The sequence below is a fragment of the Mesorhizobium sp. M0909 genome (genome assembly GCF_040319515.1).
Taxonomy (GTDB): Bacteria; Pseudomonadota; Alphaproteobacteria; order Rhizobiales; family Rhizobiaceae; genus Mesorhizobium.
The window spans coordinates 16,830-37,957 of sequence record NZ_JAMYOA010000027.1; the positions used below are offsets into that span (position 1 = coordinate 16,830).

Consider the following 21,128-nt stretch of genomic DNA (forward strand, 5'->3'; position numbering starts at 1 on the left):
GCCTCCTATTGCTGTAAGGAATCGATCACGCTGGCAGCGCCAGCAGGGTCGGGGGTGATGATCATCGAGCGTCTGTCGGCTGAGCTTGCCCCTGCGTTCTCAAGTGCGCATGGTAGCCACCGGCCGCGATCTATCTTCAACCGTTCAAGTTCCGCGGGATCACAAGAGAACGGGTTTGCAGAGCCGCTCTTTGGCCGTTGCACCAGTTTGGACGACTGCGATTCCTGAACGTTCTGCAACGACAGAAGTTGGGCCAGCAACGCCGTGAAGTCCCCCGCCTGGGCGAGGTACTGGTTGGTGACATCGGCGTTGATCCCACGAGCCGACGAGTTCAGCTCCCAAGCGTCTTTGTATTCCGTCACCTGGCCAACGGTGCCCGCCAGCGCGTCGATCGCCGCATCGTTGGCCCCCATCTGCGATGAGCTTGCATCAAGCCCGCCAGCCGCCTTCCTGACCGTGCCCATGGCCGCGTCCTGGGCCGTGCCGCCTGCGCCGTCGGCCGTTACGATCGAGAAGGGTGGCGGCGCGGCGGCCGGAGCCTTGCCGCTCGACACATATTCGTTGAAGTAGTTGTTCCAGCGGCCGACCCCGCCGGCCCACTGGTTTTGCTCGCCAGCGTTCGATCCGTTGTAGAAGGAAGCGAGACAGCTATAATTCGTTGCCCCGCATTGCTTCACGCCCATTCCGAGATATTTGACACCGCCTTCGACGTTCTGCTCGTTCACGTCGCGGTCCAGTCCCATGGACTTCCCGGTGCGCTTGGTCAGCTGCATGACGCCTTTGACGCCGGTGTGGCTCCCGGCGCAGGTGTCGAAGCGCGATTCCTGATAGGCGACGGAGAGTGCCAGACCTTCTGGCACGCCGTATTTTTGCGCATAGTAGCGGATCAGCTTTACGTTGGCGGCGTCGCGCTGCAACGCGTCGGCCGGCGACCGGCGAAACATCTGTGAGCGGTATTTGTTCGAATAGGTGCAGACGACGCTTTTCTTCCTGTCGGTTTCGTCCTTCTTGGCCGCATCGGAGTTCTTGCTGTGCTGTTCGTCCTCTTGCCGCTTGTCGAGGTTCGGATCGTCGATCACCGCGATCTGAGCGACAGCCACGCTCATGCTTCCCGCCGTCGCAAGAGCCACCGCCAGACAAGCGCTGCTAAGCCGCTTCGTCATGCTCGTTCTCCCATCCGCAGAAGTATGGCAGCCACGCCTCCGGCTCCTCGCCGAAAGTCTGCCGGAGCCGTGCGCATTCCTTGCTGTTGGCTTCGTTCGAGGACAAGACCTTGATGAGATCGGGCATCGCCGACAAATCGAGCTTGGCGACGATCGAGTCGCTGTCGTGTTTGACGAGGAAGGTCCGTGTTTCCTTCGCCGTTCGGCGCACGAACTCGAATTCCTTCGCCGTCAGCGAGAAGCGCTCCATGCAGGACTCCTTGCTCGCCTTTGGGTTGGGGAAGAAAATGTTGGTCTTCGTTTGCTCGATCAGCGACGACGAGATGGAGGAATTGACGACGTCTTCCGCCGTCTGCGTGCCAAAGCCGACAACGCCGTTCCGGCGACGAATGGTCTTCAGTGTCTCGTTGATGAAAGCGGCGAAAACCTCGTCGTCCAACAGCTTCCAACCTTCATCGAGGAAGAGCATGATCGGCGAGCCGTCGATGACGTCCTCAAGACGGTGGAAGATGTAGAGCAGCGCCGCCGAGCGCAGCTTTCGGTCACCTAGGATCTTCGTCATGTCGAACCCGACAACGGGTTTCGAGAAATCAACCAGATCGACGGGATTGTTGAAAAGCCAGCCCTTGTCCTTCGGGTCGAGCCACGGCTGTATCCGCGCGGCCAGATCGTTCATGCCGGGCATGAGCGACCCCCGCAGCACTTCCGGCAGCAGGTCGAAGGTCCGCTGTTCGCGCGGGATCTTGTAGATCATGTCGACGGCGGCGTTGATGACGCGCATTTCCGCCACGTCCAGCGCGCCACCTTCCGGCGTCAGAATGTAGATGAGCAAATCTTCCAGGAAGGACCGGTTTTCTGGCGTGTCCTCCAGCTGCAATGGCGCGAAGCCGGTCGGCTGAGCAGGCTCCATCACCTCGTATCGACCGCCGAGCGCTCGAACAAAAATTTCAGCACCGCGCATGTAGTCGAAATAAACACATCGCGGACGCGGCATGATGCGCATGGCCTGCGCCATCAGGAATGACAGCACCACAGTCTTGCCCGAGCCGGTCGGGCCGAACACAGTGAAGTGCCCGACATCGTGAACGTGGAAATTGAAATAGTAGGCCGTCTGGCTGGTCGTTTCGAGCAAGGCGATGGGCCGGCTCCAGTGCAGCCGCTCACGTTGGCCGGACGGGAAATTGTGGCCTGAAAACAGCCCGGCGAAGTTAAGAGACGAGATCAACGCACGTCGCGCGATGTAGCTGAAATTTCCCGGCAACTGCGCCCAGAAGGCCAGTTCCGTGTTCAGTGTCTCGCGGACCGGCACGATCGACATGCGCGAAAGCTCGGCCGTAATGTCGGATAGCGCACGGTTGAGACCAGTCATGTCCGATGCCAAGGCCATGACGCTCATGTGATGTTGTCCGAAGACGACTTCGCCACCGGCCAGCTTGTCGGCGCCGTCGTGGACGGACTCCTCGACCGTCGTGCCCGCCTCGTCCGATCCCTCAACCTGGTTCGCGATGGTGTTGATCCTGCGCATCGCCGTTACACGGTCTTCGATCGCAAAACTCTGCGTCAGGACAAACTCATGTGGCAGGCGCAAGAGGCCGTCCAATGAGCCCGGAGCGGTAAACGGAGGGTATTCCTTGATCGACACCATGGCGCCGAGCTTGCCTTCGTCCGGCCCGCGAAGTTCCAGCGCGGACTTGCCGAAAAACAGCTGCCGCGTCGCCAGCACATCGCCAAGGCTCATGCGAGGCAAAGGCATTTCCACGTCGCGGCCGCCGGCGAGGATCTTCGCCAAGAATTCCGCCGGCTCGGAAAAGAAGCTGTCGCGGCGCTTCACGACACCGAGAAGACGCGCCCCGTAAGCGGTAAAATCCTTGACGACGCCGTCGAGAACGTCATGCAGTTCGGCCATCGCCTCGTCGCGGGTTTCTTCGCCTGCGGTACTGATGCGGAACGCATTGAGTGCCTTGTCCACCCAGCCGACACGGCCGACCATCGGCCGGCGGATTATCGCCAGATACGCCTCGTTGACGAAAAGGTTTTTCGCCCCAAGCTCATCCATGTAGCGGGCGTCGAGCTCAGCCACGAAAGGATTGTCAAAATCGCCTTCGATCTCAGGCGTCACGTGGCGGCGGATGATCGTTGTGTAGACCGCAAAGCGAGAGGTCGAGAGATTGCGAAACGTCGTGTTGCGGTTGAACATGCGGCTGTTCAACTCGGCCTGGTCCATCGTCTGGAAGGGCAGGCCACTGAGCTGTATGGCCCCGACCAGAAAGCCGCTCTTCGTCACAACTAAATTGTCATCGGCATGACGAAGGTAGGGGATGTGCATCGCCGCGGGCTTTTCACGCCGGCGCTCACGGCCAAATTTCAGGTCGGCATCGAGGCTCATGGCGAATAGCTCCTCGCGCCCCAGAAAGTGAGGTTCGCCACCGCTCCGCGTTTGGAGACGCGCCGCTCGAAAATGTGGAACATGTAGGGGTCACGCTGGCACAGATATGCGCTGACCAGATGCACCACGCCGAACACGCCAAGGCCGAGGATGAAGCTGCTGGTGGCAATAAAGCCGATCACCGCCAGAATGCCGTTCAGCGCGAAAACCTCGTAGCGCACGCCCCATTTCATCGGGGGGCGTGTCAAAGGCAGGCTGACCGGCTCGACATAGACTTCCTCGTCGTCCATGTCTCAGCTGCCTCCCGCAGTCGCGCGAACCGCATCCACCAGTTGGGCAGCGCCGAAGATCAGAGCGATGCCGATGATGATGGAAAAAGCCATCATCCACGCCAGCCGGCCCGTCATGGCGAGGAAGCCAAGAAAACAGACCGCGATGATGGCGAATGAGCGCGCTATGTTGCCCTGCAGAACTCCGACAAACCACTCCAGCACATTTTCGACTGGTGCCGCCGACTGCGCACACGCAGTGGCTGGCGCGAGAGCTATTCCGACCGCCGAGGCCAAGGCCAGTTTCAGGGCAAATTTGCCCGCTTTCCTGTATTCCACCCTTTGGCTCCTTTCAGTTGCCGAAATCCATGACATGACCGTCCTGCCAAGCGTCCTCGCTTGCTGGCGGAGCGGCCGCGAGCGTTTCGGATTTGGCCAGGGCAGACTTCTTCACGACACCGCCGAACTTCCAGCGGTTCAGTATTTTCACGATGTATTCTGCAGTTTCCGGATTCACCGGAATGCCCTGCGCCTTGTAGACGCTGTTGGGCCCGGCGTTGTAAGCCGCCAGCATCAGCAGCGGATCCTGGAACTCGTCATAGAGTGACTTCAGATAGCGGAGGCCAGCCCGGACATTTGCCTTTGTGTCGCAACGGTCGCTCACGCCGAGATCGGCCGCCGTGCCCGGCATCAACTGCATGATCCCCAGGGCTCCGGCCTTCGACGGACCCTGACTGGCGCCGAGATCGCTTTCGGCCCATGCAATCGCCTCGGCCAGATCGGCGTCGAATCCTTCCTCCTGCGCGATTGAACGCACAAGTCGGGAGACCTCAGCACGATTTCCGGTCGTACACGCCCCCGGCCTTTGCGCCCCGACCGCGGCAAGGGCTTGCGCCGGCGTTGCAAAGGCAACTGCTACGCGGTCTGACGCCAAGTCCTGGCCGTGCGCATTGTACGGCATCGTGGCGCCACACAGGGTGAGCAGGAGAGCGAATCGAGTGTTCATAGTGTCGCCAAAATTTAACACTTTACTATGGCTACACGCAGCCCTAGTAAAGTGTCAACACGGTATGTAATCGCAAGGACGGATTTTGATGAGACAGACGGCCCTTTGCATGGTTTTGCTGCTTCAGGGCACCGCGGCTTATGCTGCCGGCGCCGACGCCCCGAGTGCCTTTGCCCAGCCGTCGGAGCACTACCTGCTCCAGTTTGCCAAGCCGGGCGAGAAGGTGTTCGTCTATGAACGCTATGATGCAAAAGGCGCGCTCTTTCAGCGCGATGCGGCCGCCCTTATCTCGCCGGTTAAGGTGCCGTCCGCGACCGAGCGCGTCATCAACGGCGTGACGTATCGACTGCGCGGCCTTGCGGCCTGCCCCAAACCGAAGATTACGTACAAGACGCAGCAATGGGACTGCACGAAGGCCGCGCAGGACTATGAAGAGGCAATCTACAACGATCGTGCATCTGTCGTGCTTTGCAAAACACTAGTCTTGCACAGCACGAAGGGTGAACCCGATGCCGTGTCGTGTTTCTCGCTCGTGGGGGCGGGCAATGCAAACGACCCGTACAACGTCGCCTACGACGATGACGAAATGGTTTTTTTCGACATGGCGGCAATCGGACGCAACAAGGACGGCAAGTCGCTGCGCCCCGATCTGGAGCATTCCGCCGACCTCGGTGGACAGTTCCAGGAATGAAACAGGCGAGCTTTACAGCGCTGGCCGCATTTTGTTTTTGTGCATCGGCACAGGCGCAGGATGCCACCGCCTCCGCCTTACCAATGCCCTTCGCGGTATCGAAATCGGCTCAACTGCTGACCGGAGATACCTGGCGTGACGGAGATCACCTTTTCCGCCTCTATGGCGTCCAGTCATGTCTTCGAGGTACGTCAGCCGAAGAGCCAAATGGAAACAAAATCGATTGCGGGAACATCTCGCTGGCGCACCTTGCTGCGCTGTTCGATAGCGCCGCGGTTACATGCCAGCCAATCGGCTACGCCCTCGACAAGGCGGTTTTTGTCGTGTGCGGTGCGCAGCTGAATGGCGAAACAATCGATGTTGGCACCGCGCTGATAGCAACCGGATACGCGTTTGCCGCGACGACAGCAAAGGGCAAAGCCGTCAATCAGAACTACCTCGTCGCGGAAATCAACGCTAAGATGAAACGTGCGGGTTTGTGGGGCACGACGTTTCAGCATCCTGTGCAACTGCTGCTGAGCCAAGGGTTGGAGAGAAAACAGTGAAACACGATGATGAAGGGCAAAAATATTACTATCCCGTGGAAGGACGGACTGACGGTGCCATTGGCGATGCTGTCGCATTCATCGCAATCATCTTGCTGCCGGCGGGAATGTACGCAGCCTGGAACACCGTGGCCTCATGGATTTCGGCGCTCTTTTCTTAGGGCTGCAGTTTCGTGAAGGAACCGAGCAACGCGCGCCAATCGTCCACATCAATCTCGCACCAGCCATGAGCCGTCAGCCGTTGGAAGTAAGCAGCCTTCATTTTCATTTCCGCGATAGTGGCTACTGGAGCAATGGCAGCACGCCTTCGCACCGTGGCCTCTTCCGCCATGACCGCGTCCAGCCTTTGACCCAGCAAGATCGCGTCCGTACCCTCGGCCTGCATCGCTCGCTTTCCGAGACGTTCAAGGTCAGCGAGCCTCTGACGATGTTCCGCAATCAGTTTTGCGACGTCTTCAGCCGCTTCCATCTGTCCATTGCTGCAGACCTGTTGAATAGGCATCGTCCTCGCCCTGGCGTACGTCGGTCACATACTGGTAGCTCGGGAGGTGAGGAAAAATAGGGATGACATCATCCCTTTTTTGAAGCGACCAATTCTGAGAGACAGGGGCGGTGGGCGCATGCGTAGAGGGATTGGCTTCCAATGTTTCGTGCCCTGGTGGTCGAAGACCAGACACTTATGCGTCTGGCACTGATGAACGAAGTGCAAGCAAGCTTCGAAGAATGCATTGTCCTGGGAGCGGAGACGCTGAACATCGCGACTGCCGAGCTTCAAAACAATCATTTCGATCTTGTCGTGATCGATCCTGGCTTGCCCGGTTTTGATCCCACCTCACAGGGCGACCGCGTCGCTGTCGTCGACAAGATCATCGAGGCTTCACCCAGTGCAATCCATGTTGTCGTCACCGGTTCTGACAACCGTTGCGAGGCGGATGGCTTCCGGCAAATCGGCGCTGCCGCCTATCTCGGCAAGACCGGGCTTGCGCCCGGCGTGTTCAGGGACGTGCTGGACGATATTTCCACCAAGGGATTCTCGTTGCGCCTGTCGCGGGTTGTCATGACGAAACCCGATTATCGCTTTTCTGTTCTTACACCGCGCGAACAAGAGGCCATCGACATGATGGCGCATCGCGAACCCGGCGTGAAGCGCAAGGAAATCTTTTCGCTGATGGCCGACCGGCTGGCCATTGATGCCGGCTCGGCCGAGAAATACTACAAGCAGGCTCGCGCCAAGCTCATGCGGCAAGGCCATCCGCTCCCACGAGGTCTGTGAGACAATTGCGCCCATGATCGTCCATGGAATCAAGGTTCCTGTCGCACCACAGGATGTTTCGCCGGTTATCTGGAGAGCGCTTCAAAGCCAGAGCTATGAGGCGAAGGAAGCGAAGTGGATCTTCAGGGCAGTCAAGGCGCGCGATCGCGTACTGGAGCTAGGGTCCGGTATCGGCATCATCACCGCACTGATCGCGAAAATCCCCGGCGTTCAGGTGTGGGCTTTTGAAGCGAATCCTGCAACAGCGGAACTAGCGAAGCGCGTGATAGCGGCCAACGATCTCGACAATGTCACATATTCGCAGGGTATCCTCACAGCAGGCCCGCCGCGGTCCTTCACCTTCTACGTTCGCCGCGACCTTTGGATGTCTTCCACGGACAAAGACCAAGGACCATATGAGCGCGAACTTTCGATCGTCTCGGCCGACGTCGATCGTTTCATCGCCGATCATCGAATAAACGCCCTCGTCATGGACATTGAAGGAGCTGAGAAAGAACTTCTGCAGGATGCCGAGCTGCCCGGCGTCGAACGCATCTTTCTTGAGCTGCACGACCACCTCTATGGCCTTGACGGCATCCGCAACATCACCCTTGCCCTAGCAGAAAAGGGATTTGCCTACGATCCGCGGGGCTCCCGAGGACCTTGCGTCCTCTTCGCTAAGAACGATGGCCCCCGCGAATACGAGGATGTGGAAGATGTTGCGTAATGCTCTCGCCGTCATGTTTGCCGTAGCCCTTCCGCTCGCCAGCGCGGCCGAGGAAATGCCGCTCGATCCCAACGAAGTGTCGGTTCAAGACGCCAGCGGCAAGACTGTCGCCGTTTTTTCAGTAAAGCAGCTGCGGGCAGACTTTCCACAACAGACCTATGACACGCGTACGCCTTGGACGAGCGACAACGAGAAAATCGAATATCGTGGGCCGCTGCTTGCAAATGTGCTTGCCAAGGCCGGAGTCACCGCCGTGCAGGAGGTCAAAGTTGTCGCCTATGACAACTTCGTTTCCGACATTCATATGGACGAAATCCGGTCTTATAATCCGATCCTGGCGATCGAACGTCGTTGCAACGAGAGTGACAAGGCCAGCTCGCATTGCCCGCCGGGCCAGGATTTCCGCCCGATCAGCATGGTAGAGAAAGGCCCCATCTTCATTGTTTGGCCCTTCGACCAATTGCCTGCTTCATATGTTCCCGCAAGAAACTCGATCTGGGTGTTTTTCCCAGTCATCCTGCGCGCCACGCAATGAAGTTCTTAAACGGCCGTTTGCTCACTGTTCTGCCGTATCTCGGTATGGCTGCAGCGCTTGGGCTGAGTGCGTGGACATTCATGCAATCGAACCGCTACCGTCAGGAGACGGATGCCATCCTCAATCAGACTTTCGAGATTCAGTGGCGCGCGGCACAGATTCGCGAGCGCCTTATACGAGTCTATGGCTATCTTCGCATTGCCGACGAGACGGGCAAGCTTGATGCGGACATCGATCGACAAATGGCGTTGGTGAACGTCAACGTCGCGCAGTTGGAAAACCTGCCCTATCTGAACCGCTTTTTTCCCGACCACGATGCCGAACTCCTGGGCCGGATTGGCCTAACCCTCGAACAGAAAATTGCCCCTCTTGTGTCAGCGCGTACAAACTACACCCAAGCCATTGCCGACATGGCCAAGCTGGAACAGTCAATTTACGAGATTTCCAGCTCTACCGTTGATCACAGTGCCACCTTGCAGCAGACCGCCAGCATCGACATTGCGGCCTCGCGCAACTGGTTCATCTTTGCCATCGCACTTGGCCTGGGTGCCACCTTTTATCTCGTTATCCATCAGCGCTATGCTTTGGCCAATCGCCGTGACCAGCATATGCGCTCGTTCGCTTCGCTCTTTGCGCATATGACCCGATCGCGGGTTACAGCCTTGAGGCTGTTCCTTGAGCACGCACAACCAGACAAGCAACCGAGCGGCGAAATGCTTGAGGCTGCGCGCAGTGCTGCTACTGAACTGGAATCGATCACCAACAGTGTCCTTCAGATCGCCTATGCGCCACAAGATTCCAGCACCGTGGCGCTCGGCCCACTCCTAGAGGATCTCGCGCACGATCGCAGCAGTTTGGTGCAAGTTTTGGTCGATCCTAAAGCACGTCTGCAACCTGTTCCGGCGACGCCGTTACGGTTGGTCGTTAATGAGCTGATAGAAAACGCTCTTGCCGCTCTATCCGGCACCAGAAACGCCCCAATTCTCATCTCCGCGACAGTCAAGCGACGTCCCTTCCTCCTGCGCAGTTACCTCGTACTAGATGTGGCGGACAACGGCGCAGGCATGTCGCCTGCAATCCTTGTGAAGGCAACTACACCTTTCTTTTCAACGCGAGCTGGGAATCATACTGGCCTTGGACTGACCGCATGTTCCCAGATGGTCTCGACGCTGAAAGGAAGGCTCATCATCAACAGCGCTCCCGGTGCCGGCACAACCGTAGAGATCAGGATTCCGGTGCATTCGACTGCCGCCACGTCATGGCAGTCGTTCCTCAGGCGCGGGCGAAAAAAGGTACACACGTGGCGCGCCTAATTGTCAGCTCTGCTCCATTTTCACCTGAATTGCACCGGTATGCGCTATCACGGCGAAAACCTGCCAGGCATTCTGTGTAGCGCAGCTTAGACGGATGATGACGCTGGAAGTTCACGGCACTCTGAAATGAGAACCTACGCCTCCGGGTGCGTCAGAATCAGGTAGATCAGTTGATGGCGGGACCTTATCGGAAAAGAGGAAGGTCGCTGGATCAAGTTTCAACGCCTTGGCGATCGCCGCAATTGTGTCGACGCTGATATTGCCGCTTGCGCGTTCCAATTTCATGAATGTCGCCTCCGCCACGCCGATGAGCTCGGCCATCTTATAGCGGAGCAAAGTGCGTCGTTTTCGCTCAATGTCGATGATGTGCGCCAGACGCATGCGGATTGCATTTTCGTCCAACTGATGCGCCCATTCGGGAAGTTGTTTTCCGCCCGCGAGCAGGTCCGCAACTGAAACATGCAAGCCGCTTGCCATGATTTGCAACGTCGTCAGGGTGACATTGTTTTTCTGTCGCACGGTCTGGATGTATGTCCGGTAGGCGAGCCTTTCGCCCTCGACGGTCCGGAACAGCTCGGCCATGTGCATATGGGATAGGCCACGCTTAGCTCTCTCCCGCTCCAGCGTTCTCGCAATGTTGGCGCGCAACGGGTTGTTGACCAGGCCCGCGTCGTCTCGTTTCATAAATCGATGTAGTCGCACAACCTGCCTTCTCGATCTGTCCTTTTTCGCGCGGATGATCCATAGTAAAGTATCAGAATCCGCAGCGAGGAAAAGGCTATGAACATGCTGAAATATCTCTTGGTGGGTGCCGCCGTCGTCGTGGGCGCCGCGGCTCTTCCATCCCAATCACAGGCATCGGAATGGGGCTGTCAGGTCCTCCTCTGCCTGTCCGGTGACTGGCAGGCCACTCCTTCTTGCCACCCGTCAATCTACAAGTTGATGGCGGCGATGAAAGCGCCGGGTTTTAACTGGCCGATCTGTCCACAAGCCAACTCCAGCGCCGCGAGATTCGAGAAGTATGAGGATTGTCCAGCTGGCTGGCAAGCAGCTGGCAGCTACGACTCCGATCGGCGAGGAATGAGGCAAGAACGGAACATCTGCCGTATCAGCTCCGACAGGCTCACCCTGCCCGCCACTTTCACGAATAGTCGTCTCGGCCAAGACCATGACAACGGATCTCGACAGGCCCAGATCGAAATCAACGGTAGGTTGGTGACGGCAAAAATCCAGATCACGGGCAACGATAGAGGGCATTCCCTTGGTAATGGCCCCACCTACTACACCATCTCTCGGCCGGTGCGCGGAAAGCCCTGGTTCATCGAGTATGACGACGCGAACGGCATGCGCCAGAAAAGCTGGTTCAATCTCAACATGCCATAAGCCAGGCGATCACGCAGGATGAGTCGCCATGAGGATCACAAGGCGTGTCTGTCCGGTTCATTCACCCCGACGCCAGCGATAGCTTCGAGACAGCAATACGGTACTGGATCAGGGAAGGGTAATAAGTGTTGAAGGCGCTGCTCCTGTCGACTGCGATAATGGGCCCATGGGCAGGCTTGGCGGTGGCTAGCCAGAGCGAGAAGCCGCGATCGAGCGCGGACAATCCGATGTGGCCCGCTTCACTGAAATGGGACTGCAAGACCGCCGCCAAAATCGTGTGTGAGCGTGACGGCAGTTGCACAGTGGCCGAGGACCATACTAGGTTTGTGCTGAACTATGGCAGCAACGAAGCTGAGTTCCCGGCCAGCAATGTCAGGATCAAACGGCACTATCAACAGACCGTGCAGGCAAGCCCTTTGCAGCAGGAAGTTAAAGTCGAACTGGCTGACAATCGCGTTCTTTGGCTGACGGCCGTGGATGCCAGCCGCACTTATTCGGAAGCCTGGGTCGGCGCAATGAGCGAGTTGAAGGGCGGCGCGGTACTCATGGAATCCGAGGGCGTCTATTGTATGCCGCACAAGTGAGTGAGCCGAGAGGGAAGGCGAGCGAAAACCGATATGTTCTGACCTCGGGCGCCAGCCACCGGCGTTTCAGAAAAGTCCGGCATAACCGTCTTCCCGATCTAGTTTCATCAGACGATCAGCCGTCGACTCCTGCGCAGCGGCGTCCTGACCCATCACGGCCAGCGCAGCGAACAGCCCAACAGATTTCCTCATCCAAGTCCCCTCACGCCAAGGACCAAGAACGTTTTGCCTTGCCTGGCGAGAGCTGGGTGAGGATGGTCAGGAGGTCTTGCATGACTAACCTGTCAACAATGAAACGAACATTCCATGGCACGGTGCTCGAGCGCATCGTGGTGGTGGGGCTGGGCGGCCTGCCCCTGACCGCAACGATCGACAATCTGCCGGAAGCGTATCCGGGCGGACAAGTCGCGCGAGGCGGGCGCCTGGGCCTGCTCGGCAATCGCGACATCATGGATACGCCGTTCAACATAGGCAGCTACACGGCGCAAACGATCGAGGATCAGGGCGCACGCACGGTGGACGACGTGATGATCAATGATCCTTGGTACGGAGCACCCATTCAACCGGCGGGATATTGGATTCCTTCTACATTCGCGGCTTTCCGATCAATGAAGGAAATTTTGGCGAGGTCGCGTTCGATGGTGTGTTCGGGGTCGCGCCGACCTATCGCTTGTTCACCGATTATATCGAGCGATCGAGGTTCTCAAAGGACCGGTGGTGCTCCTTTATGGCATCGCGCCGAACAGCAGTCTCGGGGGGTACGACCAATATCATCCCAAGCGCGCGGGCCGAGGTCGATCTGACACGGTCGAGCCCCCAGCGCGGCGGGCATCTCGATGTGAGCGGGCGTTTCGGCGCCGAGCGGCAGTTCGGGGTCCGATTCAACGGCAGCTATCACGGCGGCGACGCCGATCGACGACCAAAAGCGCGACGTGCCGGTGGTGACAATCTGCGGCGCGGGCCGCACCGGGCAACGGAGCGCCGATCGCCACGATCAAGCCTGGCCGGTCTGCGCCCGCGGTTTGCCGCCAATCGGATGTTAGAGCTCATGCTAATGAGGCGTCAGCACTCCGATTTTCTCAATGGTTTGGAAAAATCAAAAGATAATTCCTTATCTCTATAGATTTTGTGTAATATCGTCCGATCCCGTCTTGGCAACCGGGCATCCCCTTGGTGGAACAGGAGATCGACGACACGTGGCAAGAATTTCGGTTCTCGGCATATCCGGCGGCGTTAGTACGCCATCCCGCACCACCGCGGTGGTGAGCGCGCTGGTCAAGGCGGTCGCGTCGCGTGTCCCGTCGGACGCCGGCCTGATCGAAATCACCGAGGCGGCGCCTTCGCTTTTCGCCGGGCTGTCTCGTCGTGCGCTCGGCGCGTCTGGCGAAGCGATCATCCAGCGTGTCGAGAAGGCCGACCTGCTCGTGGTCGGAACGCCGGTCTACAGGGCGTCCTACACCGGCGCCCTCAAGCACCTGTTCGACCTTGTCGATTATCGTGCACTGACGGGCAAGACCGTGCTTCTCGCGGCAACAGGCGGAAGTCCATACCATGGCCTGGTTCTCGAACATCAGCTCCGGCCATTGTTCGGTTTTTTCGGGGCCGTCACCGTCCCGACCGGCGTCTACGGCGCGCCCGACGATTTCGTCGATGCCAAGATCGTCGGCGCGGCGATTATCGATCGCATCTCACGGGCCGCTACCGAAGCGGTCTCCTTGCTTAATTCCAGTCATGCAAACGCTGCCGTCGCCACGCGCATCGGTTGAAGCCAATCAAAAGGGGAAACGAACGAAATGACCTCGAATTCCGACAACCTGAAATTCGCCTACTGGGTCCCGAACGTCTCGGGCGGCCTTGTCATCTCCAACATCGAGCAGCGGACGGGTTGGGACATCGACTATAACCGCAAGCTCGCCCAGATCGCCGAGGCCAACGGCTTCGACTACGCACTGAGCCAGATACGCTTCACCGCCGGCTATGGCGCCGACAACCAGCACGAATCCGTATCGTTCAGCCACGCCCTGCTTGCGGCGACCACAACGCTGAAAGTCATCGCGGCGATCCTGCCCGGCCCCTGGAATCCAGCGCTGGCGGCCAAGCAGATAGCCACCATCAACCACCTGACCAATGGCCGTGTCGCCGTCAATGTCGTGAGCGGCTGGTTCCGCGGTGAGTTCGCCGCCATCGGCGAGCTGTGGCTCGACCATGACGAGCGCTATCGCCGCTCGGAGGAATTCATCCGTGCGCTGCGCGGCATCTGGACCGAGGACAATTTCACGCTGAAGGGCGACTTCTATCGCTATACCAACTACTCGATGAAGCCGAAGCCGATCGATCCGCAGCCGGAGATATTCCAGGGCGGCTCATCACGCGCGGCGCGCGACATGGCTGCGCGGGTTTCCGACTGGTATTTCACCAACGGCAACACGCCGGAAGAGATCAAGAAGCAGGTTGACGACATCAAGACCAAAGCGAAGGCCAATGGCCACAAGGTGAAGATCGGCGTAAACGCCTTTGCCATCGCTCGCGAAACCGAGGCAGAAGCGCGCACCGTGCTCGACGAGATCATCGCCAAGGCCAATCCGGAGGCGGTGCAGGGTTTCGCCGATCAGGTCAAGAATGCCGGCAAGGCCTCGCCGGAAGGCGAAGGCAACTGGGCGAAATCCTCCTTCGAGGATCTTGTCCAATACAATGACGGCTTCCGCAGCAATCTCATCGGCACGCCGGAACAGATTGCCGAACGCATCCTCAAGCTGAAGGATGCCGGCGCGGATCTGATCCTGCTCGGCTTCCTGCATTTCCAGGAAGAGGTCGAGTTCTTCGGCAAGCGCGTCATCCCTCTGGTGCGCGAACTGGAAGCGGCGCGCGACAGGGAGCTTGTCGCCGCGGAATAGGACAGGCGCGGCCATCAGGCCGCTGCCGGCACGCCTTCAAAATCAGGAACGTTTCATGATTGGTGCTTCGCTGGGAGCCGCCGCATACGAGCGCGCGCCCGAAATTTCCGGCATTCTTGCTGGCGCTGGTCCCGTCGAGGACACGCGCCCGGCGCGCCTGTCGGCAAAGGCTGATGCGATCCTGGCGCTGGGCGGGATCAGCATTTCCTTTGGTGGCGTCACGGCACTGCGGGATGTCGACCTCGAGGTCAAAAGCCGCGAGATTCGCGCTGTGATCGGTCCCAATGGCGCCGGCAAATCCTCGCTGATCAATATCATCAGCGGCCTCTATCACGCCGATCAGGGCAAGATCGCGATCGATGGCCAGTCCTTTTCCCGGGTGTCGGCAAGCCGTCTGGCACGGCTCGGCGTCGCGCGCACCTTCCAGAACTTGGCACTGTTCGGTGGGCTTTCAGTGCGCGACAACATCGCGTCGGGCCGCGTCCACACCCGGCGCGCCAGCTTCGTCGAACATATTGCCGGTCTGCCGCGCGCCCGGCGCGAAGATGCCGCGATCGCTGAAAAGGTCGACCAGACAATCGCCTTCCTGCATCTCGAGGCCGTCGCCGATCGCCTGGTCGCGACGCTGCCCTACGGCCTGCAGAAGCGGGTCGAACTGGCGCGCGCGCTCGTCGCCGAGCCGAAGATCCTGCTGCTCGACGAGCCGATGGCCGGCATGACGGCGACCGAGAAGGCCGAGATGGCCGGTTTCGTGCGCGCAGCGCGCGACCGGCACGACGTCACCATCATCCTGATCGAACACGATATCGGCGTGGTCATGGGGCTCTCCGACCGCGTCGCCGTGCTCGACTACGGCCGCAAGATCGCCGACGGGACACCGGCCGAGGTCAGGGCCAATCCGGCGGTGATCCGGGCCTATATCGGCACCGCCGAAGGCGAAGATGGCGAGGGCATCTGATGAGCTACTATGATTTCCTCTTCGTCATCGAGGTGCTGGTCGGTGGCTTGCTCTCAGGCGTCATGTATTCGCTCGTCGCCATCGGTTTCGTGCTGATCTACAAGACGTCGGGCGTGCTGAACTTCGCGCAGGGGTCGATGGTGCTGTTCGCCGCACTCACCTTTGTCAGCCTTGTCGAACGCGGCATCCCGTTTGCGCTTTCGCTGCTCATTATCCTCGCGGTCATGGTTGCGCTGGGCTTCACCATCGAGCGAACTGTGCTGAGGCCGCTGGTCAATCGCTCGCCGATGACGCTGTTCATGGCCACGCTTGGCCTGTCTTACATCATCGAAGGCGCTGCCCAGTTGGTGTGGGGCACGCAGGTGCACGGGCTCGATCTCGGCATCGACGACACGCCGTTCGAGGTCGGCGGCATCCTGATCTCGTCGTTCGATCTTCTTGCTGCAGGCATTGCCGCGGCGATGGTCGCCGGCTTGAGCGCATTCTTCTATTGGACCCGCATCGGCCTAGCGTTTCGCGCCGTCGCAGACGACCAGTTCGCGGCGCTCGCCGTCGGGCTGCGGCTGCCCCGGATCTGGGGAACGGTGTGGACGGCCGCGGGGTTCGTGGCGCTGGTCGCGGGGCTTTTGTGGGGCGCGCGCCTCGGCGTCCAGTTCTCGCTGTCGCTGATCGTGCTGAAGGCGCTGCCGGTGCTGGTGCTTGGCGGCTTCGATTCTATCCTCGGCGCCATCGTCGGCGGCCTCATCATCGGCGCCAGCGAGAAGCTCGCCGAGGTCTACCTCGGACCCTTTGTCGGTGGCGGCATCGAAGGCTGGTTCGCCTATGCGCTGGCGCTGGTCGTCCTGCTGGTGCGCCCCTCCGGCCTGTTTGGCCAGAAGACTGTCGAAAGGGTCTGACCGATGGCCGTCCAAGCGCTCGATGCCGCAAGGCGTCCAATCGACTGGCAGAAGTTAGCTCTGCCGGCCGCCCTGATTGCCGTCGCCTACGGCCTGATCCCCGCCTATGCGTCGAGCTATCTCGTCGAGGCGATCCTGTTGCCGTTCCTGGCGCTCAGCCTGGCGGCGGTCGGCCTCAACCTTTTGACCGGCTATTGCGGCCAGCTTTCGCTGGGCTCCTCCGCCTTCATGGCGGTCGGCGCTTTCGCCGCCTACAATTTCAACCTTCGGGTCGAAGGACTGCCGCTGGCTGCAACCATGATCCTGGCCGGGATTTCGGCCGCCGGCATCGGCGTCGTGTTCGGATTGCCGAGCCTGCGCCTGCGCGGCTTCTATCTCGCCGTCTCGACGCTCGCCGCCCAGTTCTTCGTGCAGTGGGCGCTGACCAAGTTCGGCTGGTTCTCCAACGACAACCCATCCGGAGTGATCTCGGCGCCGCACCTTGCCGTCGCCGGGCTGTCGCTCGACGGCGCGACAGGCCGATACCTGCTCTCGGTCACCACAGTCATCGTGCTCACGGCGCTGGTCTGGCGCCTGGTCAACAGCGCGACCGGCCGCAATTTCATCGCCGTGCGCGACAACGAAACCGCCGCGCGGGTGATCGGCGTCCCTGTGCTGAAGACCAAGCTGCTGGCGTTCGCCATCTCGTCCTTCATCATCGGCGTCGCCGGCGTGCTGTGGGCCTTCACCTATCTGCGCACTGTCGAGCCGGCCGGCTTCAATCTAGACCGCTCGTTCCAGATGCTGTTCATCATCATCATCGGTGGGCTGGCCTCGATACGCGGCGCGTTGCTGGGGGCGGCGTTCATCGTCGTCCTCCCGCTCTTTCTGTCCCGGCTCGGCGCCTTCGTGTTCGGTGGCCTGTTCGATTCGGGTGTGCTCGACATGAGCCAGCGCATCGTCCTCGGCGCGCTCATCATCATCTTCCTCATCGCGGAACCGAACGGGCTGTCGGCCCTCTTCGACCGCCTGAAACGACGGATCGGCTCAAGGTCCAGCTGAGCGCCGCTCGACATCCTCTCACGGACCACAAACCTCAGGAGACGCAACCCATGACCCTCTTCAGTCACCTACGAAAAGCGGCGATCGCCACGGCCTTCGTCCTCGGCGCGACGGCGGTTCACGCCGACGAACAGTATTTTCCTCTGCAGAGCTACCGCGTCGGCCCCTATGCCGCCGGCGGCACCGGCTTCTTCGGTGGCTTCATCGACTATCTCAACCTGATCAACATCCGCGACGGCGGCGTCAACGGCGTCAAGCTGACCTGGAGCGAAGGCGAGACGCAGTATGAGGTCGAGAAGGGCGTCGAGGTCTATGAGCGGTTGAAGAGCAATCCCGGCATCGCTGCCTGGAACCCGCTTTCGGTCGGCATCGCCTATGCCATGATCGACCGTATCACCGACGACAAGGTGCCACTGATCACCATCAACCACGGCCGCACCGACACGACGGACGGGCGCGTGTTCCCTTACGTCTTCCCGCTGCTGCTCAATCCCTACAGCGAGACCTCAGGCATCGTGAACTACATCGCCTCCAAGGAAGGCGGCCTGGACAAGCTCAAGGGCAAGAAGATCGTGGTGCTCTATCACGGCTCGCCCTACGGCAAGGAGACGATCCCGATCTATGAATTGCTTTCGCAGAAATACGGCTTCGAGCTGTCGCAGATCGAGGTTCCGCATCCCGGCAACGAACAGCAGGCGCAGTGGCTGACGATCCGTCGCGAGCATCCCGACTATGTGGTGCTGCGCGGCTGGGGCGTGATGAACCCGGTCGCCCTGAAGACGGCGCAGAAGACCGGCTTCCCGGCCGATCACATCGTCGGCAATGTCTGGTCCAACTCCGAGGAGGACGTGATCCCCGCCGGCGACGCCGCCAAGGGCTATACGGCCATCACCACCCAGGCGTCTGGCGAGCAGTATCCGGTTGTCCAGGAGATCGTCAAAACGGTCTACGGCGCCGGAAAGGGCAATCTCGAGGACAAGAGCCGCATCGGCTCGGTCTACCACAATCTCGGCATCGTCAACGGCATCCTCAATGTCGAGGCGGTTCGCATCGCGCAGGCCAAATTCGGCAACCGCACGCTCACTGGCGACGAAGTCCGCTGGGGCTTCGAGCATCTCAAGCTTGACCCGGCCCGTGTCGAGGCGCTGGGCGCCAAGGACCTGTTCCACTCGATCAACGTCTCCTGGGACAATCACGAAGGTGACGGCTATGTGACCTTCCAGCAGTGGGACGGCAAGAAATGGAACGTCGTCTCCGACTGGATCGCGCCCGACTGGAAGCTGCTGCGCCCGATCATCGAGAAGTCGTCCGAGGCCTATGCCAAGGAAAAGGGCATCAAGATCCGCACGGCCGAGGATGCCGAAGCGGTGGTCAGCAACTGAGTTCGGCATGGCGCGGCCGACAATCTGGCCGGCCGCGCCATCCATCCTCCCAGCGGAGTCAACAATGTCCAGCCCGGAAAGCCCGATCCTGTCGGTCAGTCGCGTCGAAGCCGTCTACAACGGCGCCATTGCCGCCCTGCACGGCGTCGACCTGACGGTCGGCAAGGGCGAGATCGTCGCCTTGCTCGGCTCCAACGGCGCCGGCAAGACGACGCTTTTGCGGGCCGTATCCAATCTCCTCCCGGCCGAGCGCGGCGCCATCACCTCCGGCCGGATCACCTTCGACGGCGAGGATGTCTCCAGGGCAAGCCCCTCGCACCTCGTCCGCAAGGGCCTAGTCCAGGTTCTCGAGGGCCGGCACTGCTTCCGCTCGCTGACCGTCGAGGAGAACCTTCTGACCGGCGCGCTCGGGCGCTCGTCCTCCCGCACCGGCGTCAAGGCCGACCTCGACCGTGTCTATGCGCTTTTCCCCAGGCTCTCCGAGAAGCGGCGAACCCGTTCCGGCCTCACCTCCGGCGGCGAGCAGCAGATGACGGCAATCGGCCGGGGTCTGATGTCGCGGCCGAAACTCTTCGTGTTGGACGAGCCTTCGATGGGGCTGGCGCCGCTGATTGTCGAGGAGATCTTCAACGCCTTGAAGCGGCTCAACCGCGACGAGGGCCTGTCGATCCTCGTCGCCGAACAGAATTCGGCGGTTGCGCTGAAATATGCCGACCGTGCCACTGTGCTGGAAAACGGCATCAGCGTGCTGGAGGGACCGGCGGCCGAACTGCGGCAGCGCGCCGACATCAAGACCTACTATCTCGGCGGCTCGCCGCTTCCATCCGACCATATCCCCAAGGAGACCGCAGCATGACCATCCAATCCAAGCAGCCGTCCGATATCCGCCAGGCTGTGCCGCCGGTCGAGCGTCCGTCGGCCAAAGCGCATGTCATCAAGACCGATGCCGAGGCGATCGCTTTAGCGGAAAAACTGGCTGCCGACTTCGCCCGGGAAGCCTCAAAGCGGGACCGCGAGCGCATCTGGCCGAAGGAGGAACTCGACGCCTTCTCGCAGAGCGGCCTGTGGTCGATCAATGTGCCGAAGGCCTATGGCGGACCGGAGCTCTCCTATGTGACGCTGTCAAAGGTGATCAGTATCATCTCGGCGGCCGATCCGTCGCTCGGCCAGATTCCGCAGAACCATCTCGGCGTCGTCGCCGCCATCCGCACCGTCTCGGACGAGGCGCAGAAGCAGTTGCTCTTCGCCGAGGTTCTGTCCGGCACCCGCTTCGGCAATGCGTTCTCCGAGTTCGGCTCCAAGCGCGCCGCCGACTTCGAGACCAAGTTCGTCGATGCTGGTGACCATGTCGTCGTCAACGGCCAGAAATTCTATTCCAGCGGCGCGCTGCTCGCCCATCTGGTGCCGATCGTGGCGCTCGATGACGAGGGCCGGGCCTGGTATGCCATCGCCGATCGCGGCGCGCCCGGACTGACGGTCATCGACGACTGGTCGAGCTTCGGCCAGAAGACGACACTGTCCGGCACCGTTCTGCTCGACAATGTGAAGGTTCCGAAGACGCATCTCGTCCCGGGCTACAAGGGCTATGACCGGCCGACGGCCGACGGCGCCATCTTCCAGATAATCCAGGCCGCGGTCGATCTCGGCATCGCCAAGGCGGCGATCGACGAAACCATCAACTTCGTGCGCACCAAGTCGCGCGCGTGGATCGACAGCGGCGTCGATCATGCCTGGCAAGATCCCTATACGATCCAGGCCGTCGGTGACCTCCGCCTGCGGGCCAATGCGGCGGAGGCGGTTCTGGACAAGGCCGGGCTTGCAGTCGATCGCGCCGTGGCCCGCCCCAATGAGAAGAGTGTCGCGGAAGCACAGATCGCGGTGGCGGAATCCAAGATCCTCACCACCGAGATCGCCATCAATGCCACCAACAAGCTATTCGAACTCGCAGGAACCCGCTCGACGCTTGCCGAGTACAACCTCGACCGTCACTGGCGCAACGCCCGCACCCACACGCTGCACGATCCGGTGCGCTGGAAATACGCGATCCTCGGCAACTATTACCTGAACGACGTCAATCCGCCGTTCCACGCCTGGAGCTGAGCG

General features: G+C 60.4%; 26 protein-coding genes. 18 read left to right on the forward strand and 8 right to left on the reverse strand.

Annotated features, from left to right (window positions below):
* Nucleotides 1–5 precede the first annotated feature (5 nt).
* Genes NKH83_RS28240 through NKH83_RS28260 form a run of 5 tightly spaced genes read right to left on the reverse strand, consistent with a single transcriptional unit; the run spans nt 6 to nt 4,845 of the window.
* Nucleotides 6–1,163 (reverse strand): transglycosylase SLT domain-containing protein, encoded by a 1,158-nt coding sequence (locus tag NKH83_RS28240; protein ID WP_352808313.1) that lies wholly within the window; start codon nt 1,161–1,163, stop codon nt 6–8.
* Complete coding sequence (locus tag NKH83_RS28245) at nt 1,147–3,549, reverse strand: VirB4 family type IV secretion/conjugal transfer ATPase (protein ID WP_352808315.1); 2,403 nt, start codon at nt 3,547–3,549, stop codon at nt 1,147–1,149. Before NKH83_RS28245 ends, NKH83_RS28240 begins: the two co-directional genes overlap by 17 nt.
* Nucleotides 3,546–3,839 carry a VirB3 family type IV secretion system protein gene (locus tag NKH83_RS28250; protein ID WP_352808316.1) on the reverse strand — a complete coding sequence of 98 codons (294 nt, stop codon included), beginning with the start codon at nt 3,837–3,839 and terminating at the stop codon, nt 3,546–3,548. The genes NKH83_RS28245 and NKH83_RS28250 overlap by 4 nt, the downstream gene beginning before the upstream one ends.
* A 3-nt stretch (nt 3,840–3,842) precedes the next feature.
* Nucleotides 3,843–4,157 (reverse strand): TrbC/VirB2 family type IV secretion system protein, encoded by a 315-nt coding sequence (locus NKH83_RS28255; protein WP_352808317.1) that lies wholly within the window; start codon nt 4,155–4,157, stop codon nt 3,843–3,845.
* Nucleotides 4,158–4,170: 13 nt separating this feature from the next.
* Entirely contained in the window at nt 4,171–4,845 is a 675-nt protein-coding gene (locus tag NKH83_RS28260) for a lytic transglycosylase domain-containing protein (protein ID WP_352808318.1), read from the reverse strand.
* Between the two features lie 67 nt (nt 4,846–4,912).
* Here NKH83_RS28260 and NKH83_RS28265 point away from each other — a divergent pair, with 67 nt between their 5' ends.
* From NKH83_RS28265 to NKH83_RS28275, 3 genes are read left to right on the forward strand one after another with little or no spacing between them, the layout of a single operon-like run.
* On the forward strand, nt 4,913–5,515 hold the full coding sequence (locus NKH83_RS28265) for a hypothetical protein (RefSeq protein ID WP_352808319.1): 603 nt from the start codon (nt 4,913–4,915) through the stop codon (nt 5,513–5,515).
* The gene (locus NKH83_RS28270; protein ID WP_352808320.1) at nt 5,512–6,060 is read left to right on the forward strand and encodes a thermonuclease family protein; all 549 of its coding nucleotides are present in this window, start codon (nt 5,512–5,514) and stop codon (nt 6,058–6,060) included. Before NKH83_RS28265 ends, NKH83_RS28270 begins: the two co-directional genes overlap by 4 nt.
* Nucleotides 6,057–6,221: a hypothetical protein gene (locus tag NKH83_RS28275; RefSeq protein WP_352808321.1), complete on the forward strand. Its 165-nt coding sequence runs from the start codon at nt 6,057–6,059 to the stop codon at nt 6,219–6,221. Before NKH83_RS28270 ends, NKH83_RS28275 begins: the two co-directional genes overlap by 4 nt.
* On the opposite strand, the gene NKH83_RS28280 is transcribed toward NKH83_RS28275, so the two are convergent.
* Complete coding sequence (locus NKH83_RS28280) at nt 6,218–6,562, reverse strand: SPFH domain-containing protein (RefSeq protein WP_352700052.1); 345 nt, start codon at nt 6,560–6,562, stop codon at nt 6,218–6,220. The genes NKH83_RS28275 and NKH83_RS28280 overlap by 4 nt on opposite strands.
* A gap of 141 nt (nt 6,563–6,703) precedes the next feature.
* Between NKH83_RS28280 and NKH83_RS28285 the strand changes: the two genes are divergently transcribed.
* Genes NKH83_RS28285 through NKH83_RS28300 form a run of 4 tightly spaced genes read left to right on the forward strand, consistent with a single transcriptional unit; the run spans nt 6,704 to nt 9,887 of the window.
* Nucleotides 6,704–7,333 (forward strand): response regulator, encoded by a 630-nt coding sequence (locus tag NKH83_RS28285; RefSeq protein ID WP_352648702.1) that lies wholly within the window; start codon nt 6,704–6,706, stop codon nt 7,331–7,333.
* A gap of 13 nt (nt 7,334–7,346) precedes the next feature.
* On the forward strand, nt 7,347–8,039 hold the full coding sequence (locus NKH83_RS28290; protein WP_023722883.1) for an FkbM family methyltransferase: 693 nt from the start codon (nt 7,347–7,349) through the stop codon (nt 8,037–8,039).
* Complete coding sequence (locus NKH83_RS28295; RefSeq protein WP_352808322.1) at nt 8,029–8,574, forward strand: putative pterin-binding protein; 546 nt, start codon at nt 8,029–8,031, stop codon at nt 8,572–8,574. Before NKH83_RS28290 ends, NKH83_RS28295 begins: the two co-directional genes overlap by 11 nt.
* The gene (locus NKH83_RS28300; RefSeq protein WP_023722885.1) at nt 8,571–9,887 is read left to right on the forward strand and encodes a sensor histidine kinase; all 1,317 of its coding nucleotides are present in this window, start codon (nt 8,571–8,573) and stop codon (nt 9,885–9,887) included. The genes NKH83_RS28295 and NKH83_RS28300 overlap by 4 nt, the downstream gene beginning before the upstream one ends.
* 111 nt (nt 9,888–9,998) lie before the next feature.
* Here the strand turns inward: NKH83_RS28300 and NKH83_RS28305 are convergent, their stop codons facing one another.
* A complete protein-coding gene (locus NKH83_RS28305; protein ID WP_352808323.1) occupies nt 9,999–10,571 on the reverse strand; it encodes a helix-turn-helix domain-containing protein in 573 nt (190 codons plus the stop codon).
* A 96-nt stretch (nt 10,572–10,667) separates the two neighbouring features.
* On the opposite strand from NKH83_RS28305, the gene NKH83_RS28310 reads away from it, so the two are divergent.
* On the forward strand, nt 10,668–11,270 hold the full coding sequence (locus tag NKH83_RS28310; RefSeq protein ID WP_352808324.1) for a hypothetical protein: 603 nt from the start codon (nt 10,668–10,670) through the stop codon (nt 11,268–11,270).
* 125 nt (nt 11,271–11,395) lie between these two features.
* A complete protein-coding gene (locus NKH83_RS28315) occupies nt 11,396–11,854 on the forward strand; it encodes a hypothetical protein (RefSeq protein ID WP_031195338.1) in 459 nt (152 codons plus the stop codon).
* Nucleotides 11,855–11,920: 66 nt separating this feature from the next.
* On the opposite strand, the gene NKH83_RS28320 is transcribed toward NKH83_RS28315, so the two are convergent.
* Nucleotides 11,921–12,046: a hypothetical protein gene (locus NKH83_RS28320; protein ID WP_023722890.1), complete on the reverse strand. Its 126-nt coding sequence runs from the start codon at nt 12,044–12,046 to the stop codon at nt 11,921–11,923.
* A 382-nt stretch (nt 12,047–12,428) separates the two neighbouring features.
* Here NKH83_RS28320 and NKH83_RS31735 point away from each other — a divergent pair, with 382 nt between their 5' ends.
* The 9 genes from NKH83_RS31735 to NKH83_RS28365 all read left to right on the forward strand — a co-directional run bounded on the left by NKH83_RS31735 (nt 12,429) and on the right by NKH83_RS28365 (nt 21,125).
* Nucleotides 12,429–12,977 carry a hypothetical protein gene (locus NKH83_RS31735; protein ID WP_502895635.1) on the forward strand — a complete coding sequence of 183 codons (549 nt, stop codon included), beginning with the start codon at nt 12,429–12,431 and terminating at the stop codon, nt 12,975–12,977.
* A 73-nt stretch (nt 12,978–13,050) separates the two neighbouring features.
* Entirely contained in the window at nt 13,051–13,620 is a 570-nt protein-coding gene (gene msuE, locus NKH83_RS28330; RefSeq protein ID WP_352808325.1) for an FMN reductase, read from the forward strand.
* Between the two features lie 27 nt (nt 13,621–13,647).
* Entirely contained in the window at nt 13,648–14,748 is a 1,101-nt protein-coding gene (gene sfnG, locus NKH83_RS28335) for a dimethylsulfone monooxygenase SfnG (RefSeq protein ID WP_352808326.1), read from the forward strand.
* Nucleotides 14,749–14,803: 55 nt separating this feature from the next.
* Nucleotides 14,804–15,706: an ABC transporter ATP-binding protein gene (locus tag NKH83_RS28340; RefSeq protein ID WP_352531517.1), complete on the forward strand. Its 903-nt coding sequence runs from the start codon at nt 14,804–14,806 to the stop codon at nt 15,704–15,706.
* Entirely contained in the window at nt 15,706–16,602 is an 897-nt protein-coding gene (locus NKH83_RS28345) for a branched-chain amino acid ABC transporter permease (protein ID WP_352808327.1), read from the forward strand. The genes NKH83_RS28340 and NKH83_RS28345 overlap by 1 nt, the downstream gene beginning before the upstream one ends.
* Nucleotides 16,603–16,605: 3 nt before the next feature.
* Nucleotides 16,606–17,643: a branched-chain amino acid ABC transporter permease gene (locus NKH83_RS28350; RefSeq protein ID WP_352808328.1), complete on the forward strand. Its 1,038-nt coding sequence runs from the start codon at nt 16,606–16,608 to the stop codon at nt 17,641–17,643.
* Between the two features lie 50 nt (nt 17,644–17,693).
* Nucleotides 17,694–19,025, forward strand: a complete 1,332-nt coding sequence (locus NKH83_RS28355; protein WP_352780144.1) for an ABC transporter substrate-binding protein — start codon at nt 17,694–17,696, stop codon at nt 19,023–19,025.
* Nucleotides 19,026–19,089: 64 nt separating this feature from the next.
* On the forward strand, nt 19,090–19,881 hold the full coding sequence (locus NKH83_RS28360; RefSeq protein WP_352808329.1) for an ABC transporter ATP-binding protein: 792 nt from the start codon (nt 19,090–19,092) through the stop codon (nt 19,879–19,881).
* On the forward strand, nt 19,878–21,125 hold the full coding sequence (locus tag NKH83_RS28365) for an SfnB family sulfur acquisition oxidoreductase (RefSeq protein WP_352808331.1): 1,248 nt from the start codon (nt 19,878–19,880) through the stop codon (nt 21,123–21,125). The genes NKH83_RS28360 and NKH83_RS28365 overlap by 4 nt, the downstream gene beginning before the upstream one ends.
* Nucleotides 21,126–21,128: the final 3 nt, after the last annotated feature.